General features: G+C 40.4%; 6 protein-coding genes. 2 read left to right on the plus strand and 4 right to left on the minus strand.

The window, feature by feature from the left end; genetic code table 11:
- Nucleotides 1-218 precede the first annotated feature (218 nt).
- Nucleotides 219-2156 (minus strand): DNA topoisomerase (ATP-hydrolyzing) subunit B, encoded by a 1938-nt coding sequence (gene gyrB, locus PUQ00_RS07880; protein ID WP_300414874.1) that lies wholly within the window; start codon nucleotides 2154-2156, stop codon nucleotides 219-221.
- A 204-nt stretch (nucleotides 2157-2360) separates the two neighbouring features.
- Here gyrB and miaA point away from each other — a divergent pair, with 204 nt between their 5' ends.
- Nucleotides 2361-3266: a tRNA (adenosine(37)-N6)-dimethylallyltransferase MiaA gene (gene miaA / locus PUQ00_RS07885; protein ID WP_300414876.1), complete on the plus strand. Its 906-nt coding sequence runs from the start codon at nucleotides 2361-2363 to the stop codon at nucleotides 3264-3266.
- 57 nt (nucleotides 3267-3323) lie between these two features.
- Here the strand turns inward: miaA and PUQ00_RS07890 are convergent, their stop codons facing one another.
- The 3 genes from PUQ00_RS07890 to PUQ00_RS07900 form a co-directional block, all read right to left on the minus strand.
- Nucleotides 3324-4049, minus strand: a complete 726-nt coding sequence (locus tag PUQ00_RS07890) for a Uma2 family endonuclease (protein ID WP_300414889.1) — start codon at nucleotides 4047-4049, stop codon at nucleotides 3324-3326.
- A 29-nt stretch (nucleotides 4050-4078) separates the two neighbouring features.
- The gene (locus tag PUQ00_RS07895) at nucleotides 4079-4771 is read right to left on the minus strand and encodes a hypothetical protein (RefSeq protein WP_300414878.1); all 693 of its coding nucleotides are present in this window, start codon (nucleotides 4769-4771) and stop codon (nucleotides 4079-4081) included.
- 247 nt (nucleotides 4772-5018) lie between these two features.
- Nucleotides 5019-5672 carry a transporter substrate-binding domain-containing protein gene (locus PUQ00_RS07900; protein ID WP_300414880.1) on the minus strand — a complete coding sequence of 218 codons (654 nt, stop codon included), beginning with the start codon at nucleotides 5670-5672 and terminating at the stop codon, nucleotides 5019-5021.
- A gap of 640 nt (nucleotides 5673-6312) precedes the next feature.
- On the opposite strand from PUQ00_RS07900, the gene glcD reads away from it, so the two are divergent.
- Nucleotides 6313-7785: a glycolate oxidase subunit GlcD gene (gene glcD / locus PUQ00_RS07905; protein ID WP_300414882.1), complete on the plus strand. Its 1473-nt coding sequence runs from the start codon at nucleotides 6313-6315 to the stop codon at nucleotides 7783-7785.
- Nucleotides 7786-8052: the final 267 nt, after the last annotated feature.

An 8052-nucleotide genomic window follows, 5' to 3' on the forward strand; every position in this document is an offset into this window, starting at 1 on the left:
TGAAAATTTGGTGGTCTTTAATCAGTGGCGGGTCTGAATCCCCCACTGATTGCATTCTGACTTCTGAATTCTGACTTCTGAATTCTTCTTCAAGATTTAGGACTGCTATAGATTAGATGGGAATGCAGAAACTATAAAAAAGGTAATGGGTGAAAACGTATCACCCATTACCCATTATCAACTTGACAAATTATCAGAGCAGTGTTATTGAATTGATCTTAGATATCGAGATCGGTAAAGTTGAGTTTAGAACCATAGGTTTCGATGAATTCTCGTCTGGGTGCGACCCGATCGCCCATTAAAATTGTGAAGATGCGATCGGCTTCGGCGGCATCCTCAATTTCGACTTGCTTCATTTTACGGCTTTCTGGGTTCATTGTGGTGTCCCAGAGTTGTTGTGGCATCATTTCACCCAAACCTTTGAAGCGTTGGATGGTATAGTTGGCGTTAGCAGGAAATTTGGCGATTGCTTGATTTTTTTCGCGATCGCTATAGCAGTACTCATGATTACGTCCCCGTTCTACTTTAAACAGTGGCGGACAAGCAATATAAATAAAGCCTTGTTCGATGAGCGATCGCTGATATCGATAAAAGAATGTTAACAACAAAGTGCGAATATGCGCTCCATCTACGTCAGCGTCCGTCATGATGACTATCCGGTGATAGCGCAGTTGGGTAGAATCGAATTCATCACCTTTAACACCTAAACCAAGTGCTGTAATTAACGATTGAACTTCGTTATTTTTATAGATTTTGGCATCGTCGGTTTTTTCAATGTTGAGAATTTTACCACGTAGAGGCAAGATCGCTTGAGTGCGGCGATCGCGTCCTTGTTTTGCACTCCCACCGGCTGAGTCGCCTTCCACGATGAAAATTTCTGATTCGCTGGGGTCACGAGAACTACAATCTGCCAATTTCCCAGGTAATGGCGAAGATTCCAGCACCGATTTGCGCCGAACTAATTCCCGCGCGTGACGGGCTGCTTCTGCGGCTTTGAAAGCTTGGATAGCTTTATCTAAAATTGAGTCCGCTATGGCAGGATGAAATTCTAGGTATTCGGTGAGGACTTCTCCCACCAAAGAATCGACAATTCCCCGAACTTCGGTGTTGCCAAGTTTGGTTTTGGTTTGTCCTTCAAATTCTGGATCGGGGACTTTTACGGAAATTACGGCTGTCAGACCCTCGCGGACGTGTTCACCACTGAGGTTAGGTTCATTCTCTTTAATTTTATTGCGCTTGCGGGCGATCGTATTTAATGTCCGAGTCAGAACCGCTTTCAACCCTTCTAAGTGCGTACCACCATCTACTGTGCGAATATTGTTGGCAAAACCCAGCACATTATCTGTGTAAGCATCAGTACACCACTGCAAGGAAACTTCCACTTGTACGTTGTTCCGTTCCCCCTGCACATAGATAATTTCTTCATGCAGGGGCTGCTTCTCACGGTTCATGTAGGCGATATATTCTTTAATGCCACCCTTGTAATCGTAGGATTCTACCTTGGGTGTATCGCTTTTCAGTAATTCCAGACGGTGGTCAGTAAACGTAATTTTGACACCAGCATTCAGATACGCCAATTCCCGTAAGCGACCTGATAAAGTGATGTAATCAAACTCAATGCTAACAGTGAATATTCGGGTATCTGGTTTAAAAGTAACAGAAGTTCCGGATCTATCTTCTTTATAAGGCTTGACTTGCAGTTCAGTAACTGGGATACCCCGTTCATAACGCTGAATATGAACTTTTTTATCTCGCCAAACTGTAACTTCCACCATATCAGACAGGGCATTAACAACAGAAATACCAACCCCGTGCAATCCTCCAGAAACTTTGTAACCACCGCCGCCAAACTTACCACCGGCGTGCAATACCGTCATCACGGTTTCCAAAGCCGATTTCCCGGTGCGCGAGTGAGTATCGATGGGAATACCGCGACCATCATCTGTTACAGTCACCGAACCATCAGCGTTGATATCCACCTCTATATGAGTGCAATAACCCGCCAAAGCCTCATCAATTGAATTGTCCACCACCTCGTAAACTAAATGGTGGAGTCCTCGCGGTCCAGTAGTACCGATGTACATTCCTGGTCGTTTGCGGACGGCTTCCAGACCTTCCAGAACTTGAATCTGATCGGCACTGTAACTGCTCGTCATGTAAACTCTCCTGATACGTGGTGTTTAAGTCGCTAAAAGGCAAATAAAAGTAAAAACACTCCAAAATTGTAACACAAAAGCCTTGCTGGCGTCTGTAGGGCATTTTCAAGAGAAGTTTATACTGGGGTTGCAGTCCCGTATCAGAGGCGCAGAGAGGCAGAGGAGGAGAGGGTAGGGGGAGAATAGCTTAATGACTAGAGACTTATGACTAAATTAATTGTGATTTGTGGGGCGACGGCAACGGGTAAGTCGGGTTTGGCTTTGGCTTTGGCGATGCGGTTGGGTTCTGTAATTCTCAGTGCTGATTCTCGTCAAGTTTACCGTGAGTTTGATATTGGAACGGCAAAACCAACTGTGGCTGAACAAAAATTAGTGCCGCACTATTTAATAGATATGTGCGAGCCGACAGACACGATGACAGTAGCAGACTACCAGGAACAAACACAAGCCTTAATTGCTTCTCTTGGTGTTATACCACTGCTGCTAGTTGGTGGCACTGGTTTATACATCCGTTCCATTATCCAAGGAATGAAAATTCCTAGAGTCGCACCACAAATGGAATTGCGATCGCAGCTTAAATCTCTGGGTCAACCACAACTTTACGCAATGTTACAACAAGTTGACCCCATTGCAGCACAAAAAATTCATGGCAATGATTCAGTGCGGACTTTAAGAGCATTAGAAGTATATTATATTACCGGTCATCCAATTTCAGAACAGCAAGGGGAGAATCCGCCGAATTATCCGATTTTGCAAATTGGTTTAGATTGCGATGTTGAAAAGTTGAACACTCGGATTCAACAGCGTACTGAGCAAATGATAGCAGAGGGTTTAGTTGCGGAAGTGGAGTATCTTTGTCAAAAATATGGCGTTGATTTGTCTTTGTTGAAGACTTTGGGTTATCAAGAAATCAAACAATATTTGGCTAGGGATATTTCCTTAAATGAAGCCAAAGAATTAACAATTTTGCATACCCGACAATTTGCCAAGCGGCAACGCACTTGGTTTCGAGCATATCCACAAATTGAATGGTTTGATGCGGATGATCCTGATTTATTAGAAAAGATTTGGCAGCGTATAAATGAGTTTATAAGTTGCACAAGTTCGTGAGAATTTTTTTGCTCATGGAAAGACGCAAAAAAACTTTGCGTCTTTATAGCGAGTGTCTTAGAGAGTGTCGGGATGTACGCCCATAGAACGCAGCCTTTCTGCTAGCAATTGGGTGCGTTGTTCTGCTTGTTCAGCACGTTGTCGTTCCTGTTCAGCACGTTGTCGTTCCTGTTCGGCGCGTTCATCCCCAGTCAGCAAAACAGTACCATCTTGGTAGCACCAGCGTAACCAAGTATCCTGTCTATCTTCAAATTTGCCTTCCCACAAAGTTACGCCTAAACCAACTTGTTCTAACCAATTTTCTGACGTTTCAAAGTAGCGTCTTCCTCTGAGTTCATAAACGCGTAGGACTTTTTCTCCTAGTTGCTGATTTGGGTCATATACAATGTAGTAACTAGCCCGCATATGTTCATAAATTTGCTGCTTTTTGCCAAGTTCATCACCTTCTTTATTAGAGACAATTTCGAGGACGACTTCTGGAGGTTTGCCATAACGCCAAACCATATAACAACGATTTTGTTTTTCCCACCAATTTTCAGGCACTTGAACATCCAAACTGAGAAAAACGTCGGGTACAATTGCAGGTTGACCGTCTGTATGGTAAATTCCGACATTCGCTGCTGCTAAAAAAGTCTGGCTTTGTAAAGAACTGTAAAGAGAGCCAATTAAAAGGCGTTTCTGTTTGGAAGTAGCAAAATTATCTAAAGTGTCGTTTTCAGTGATTAACTGGTTAGCATCTGGCACATAGTAATCATCATCATTGATTAAAAGTTGCTCAACCATGACTTTATACAGTATTTGAAAATGTAATCCTACTCTTCCTTCTGCCATTCTTTAACAACGGCTATTGCAATGTTAAGGTAAGGATTATCAAGCAACTCTTCCAGTGCCTTCTCCCCTCCTGCTTTTAAAGCTCTCACAATCCTGCTTCTTTGCTCTGGAGGAATTTCGTAAGAGATTATGTTTTGTTTTTCGGCTTGAGTAGCATTAGGTTGATTTCTCTCAAGTTTTTCTAAAATTCGCTGTATATCTTTTGCAAATTGAGATAAATATTGCTTTTGTTCAGATGTATATTGAACAAATTGTTGAGTATTTGTATTTGTATTTGTACCTTGATTACCAACAGTTATGTTTGAATTTTTCTGGTCAAAATTATTATTGTTCATATCTTTTCTAGTCTTTGACTGATTATTATCATTATGGATAGTAAAATGAATTGGAGAATGATGGTTTTGTCTTTCTAGTTTATTATTGTTTTGATATCTTTTAATAAATAAATATAATACACCTATAATAGGAATTAGTGTAACCCAGATAAAAACATTTTTTATCCAGGAGTCTGGACTGGGCAGAGGGTTTGGGCTGGGTGTAGGAGTAACGGTGCTTGGGCTAGGCACAGGAGAAACTTTATCACTGTCATTTTTAAAATTTAGAAAAAATGCATTATTTAATATTTTAAGCTTTGTGCTGATCCCAAAAGTTTCAGTTCCAGCTTGTCTTAGCAAATAATTTATAGCTTCCAGCAGCTGCTTATTTTTAGCTTCATCTGTATGATAGACGACGACCCCATATTCTTCATTACTTATTAGCCCAGGTTTAATAGAATATTTTTCTTCTCCTGCTTCTTCATTAGACTTATCCGGAAATGAGAACTTTATTTGGCTGAAACCTAGCTCTGGAGAGGGTTTTAGAGGTTCCTGTTTTATATAAGCTAAAAAGCCAGCTATGTAAGGGTTTCAGCTATTTTGAGGTTTATTTGTGGATAAGTCTATTTAATTTTTTCAAAATACGCATCAAAAGCATTTCATCATTAAAATATACATCTACTTCACCTGTTCTTAGCTTATTTATTGCATCATTAGCATCTTTTAAAGTGACAATTTTTCTATCTTCCAATGAAGGGTAAGCATTTTTTACTATGTCTATAGTACTTGTTCCATATATTAAACCAAATTTTAGTGTTTTAAATTCATTTCCAGGAGAAAGCTTTTGCATATTTTCCTTCAAGAGCAAAGCTGTTGCACCTGTCCAACCAAAAGTTTCAGAAAAGTAACCCTTTAGATCCTTTAAACGGATTAGTCGTTTCCGTTCTGGGGTTATGGTGTTAGGGCCACACTCAGCATCAAGTTTTATATTATTACTTCCTTCCCCTTTAAAACGGTTGTCTCTTACCATCTCTACTATCTCTATATTCGGAAATTTTCTTTCCCTTAAAGTTTCTATTAAGGCATAACAGTAACCTTTCCAATTTGCAGATTGATCGTCATAATAGCTGATAGGTGCAGATGTTCTAAGAAGACCAAAATAGTACTTTTGTAAATTATTTACTTCTACCTCATTAGCACTAATTGCTGTCGGTTGTGTTAAAGCAGGTGAATTTGATAACAAAATTACTACCGTTACCAATATGCCTAGTGAATACTTCAGCTTCCTGTCATAATTCAGCTTCATAGTGGGTGTTGAAGATAAATAAAGTTCGTAATAATCTTAGCAATCGCCTCATAGGATTAAATTGATTGCCTAAAATACTTAAGAAGTATATAATATTACTGATACTTAACTTCTGAACATTTGCAGTAAAACTACGTAAAAACCATATAGGTTCGCAAAAATATGTTTTTTAGTAAATATATTTACTATATTATCGTGAGTGAAAGGCTAAATTGTACTTCGGTTCCCCTTAATTTCCCAGAAACACTCAATTTTACACTTCTTACTGCTGAATCAGTACAGCATAAGCTGGGTTGGGCTGAGAGATTTAGCAAAGTTTGTCCGAAGAACATAAACTAGCAATTAATAGGATGCTAAGTTTCCTTAGCATTTAACTCAACCTGTTTATGAAAAGTGCGATACCCAGAAGGCATTAAACTTTGCTCATCATAACTGCTTTATTCAAATTATGCGATCGCACTTACTCTACAGCAAATGCGTAGAAACGGAGCGGCTTTTTACTCACTCTTGACTGCTATTTTTGCAACAATAGTAATTAATGCGTTCCAAAAAAGCCTGCAATACGCTATACATCTACCTTGAACTTTAAAAAACTATGCTTATCCAAGATAAAAAACAACTCAACTGGAAACCCATTATTAAAGCATTCGAGGCTGTCCTTGGTAAAAATGGTGTGGTGCAACGCCGCGAAGAACTTATTACCTATGAATGCGATGGTTTAACTGGCTATCGCCAACGTCCGGCTGTGGTGGTTTTACCCAGAACTACAGAACAAGTTGCCCAAGTGGTGAAGATATGCAATCAATATTCTATACCCTTCATAGCACGGGGTTCTGGTACAGGTTTATCTGGTGGGGCTTTGCCAGTGATAGACTCTGTTTTGATTGTCACTTCCTTAATGCGGCAAATCCTCAGCATTGATTTGGAAAATCAACGGGCAATTGTTCAACCAGGGGTGATTAATAGTTGGGTAACACAAGCCGTCAGTGGTGCTGGTTTTTACTACGCTCCTGACCCCTCCAGTCAAATTATCTGCTCTATTGGAGGCAACATTGCCGAAAATTCTGGTGGCGTACATTGTCTCAAATATGGCGTCACCACTAACCACGTTTTGGGATTAAAAATTGTCACGCCAGAAGGGGAAATTATCGATTTAGGCGGACAAATTCCAGAAATGCCTGGTTATGATTTAACAGGTGTTTTTGTTGGTTCTGAAGGCACATTAGGAATTGCCACAGAAATTACTTTACGAATTCTCAAAAGTCCAGAATCAATTTGTGTGCTGTTGGCTGATTTTACTAGTATTGAAGCTGCTGGAGCAACTGTTTCTGATATTATCAGCGCCGGAATTATTCCTGGGGGTATGGAAATGATGGATAACTTCAGCATCAATGCTGTTGAAGATGTTGTTGCAACTAATTGTTATCCCCGCGATGCTACTGCTATTTTACTAATAGAAATTGACGGTTTAGAAGTGGAAGTTGCAGGGAATAAGCAGCGAGTTACCGAAATTTGTCAAAGAAATGGTGCGCGTAATGTCACTTCTGCTACTGACCCAGAAACCCGATTGAAATTATGGAAAGGACGCAAGGCGGCTTTTGCTGCTGCTGGACATTTAAGCCCAGATTATTATGTACAAGATGGTGTAATTCCTCGTACTCAGTTGCCTTATGTTCTGCATGAGATTGAGACATTAAGTAAACAATATGGTTATCGTGTTGCTAATGTATTTCATGCTGGCGATGGCAATCTTCATCCGCTAATTCTTTATGATAATTCTGTGTCTGGAGCATTAGAGCAAGTAGAAGAAATGGGTGGAAAAATTCTCAAACTTTGTGTCGAAGTCGGTGGTAGTATTTCTGGCGAACATGGTATCGGTGCAGAAAAAAAGTGCTATATGCCACAGATGTTTAGCCAAGTTGATTTAGAAACTATGCAATGGGTACGGCAAGTTTTTAATCCTAAAGGGTTAGCAAATCCTGAAAAGATATTCCCCACACCACGAACTTGTGGAGAAGCTGCAAATGCATCGGCACTCAAGCAATTTGAAGGTGTGGAAAGATTTTAATTTTCCGCAAAGGTGCATTTGCAATTCTTCTCGTTCCTAGTCTGAGACTGGGAACGAGACAATCTCTAAAAGCTTTCTCTAGACGAGCTTTCACCTTAAGTTGACACCAATGAGCATTGCTGTGCCCCGACGACAGAGGTGATTCAATTGAAGAAGAATACATTCGTCAGAATACATTCGTCAGAATTAAGACGCTCTCTGCGAGACGCTGCGCGAACGCGGACACGAGAAAGCGTGACGCTATCAGTCGGGGATTCAGACCCGCGA

The organism is Nostoc sp. S13, assembly GCF_029379315.1.
Lineage (GTDB): Bacteria > Cyanobacteriota > Cyanobacteriia > Cyanobacteriales > Nostocaceae > Nostoc.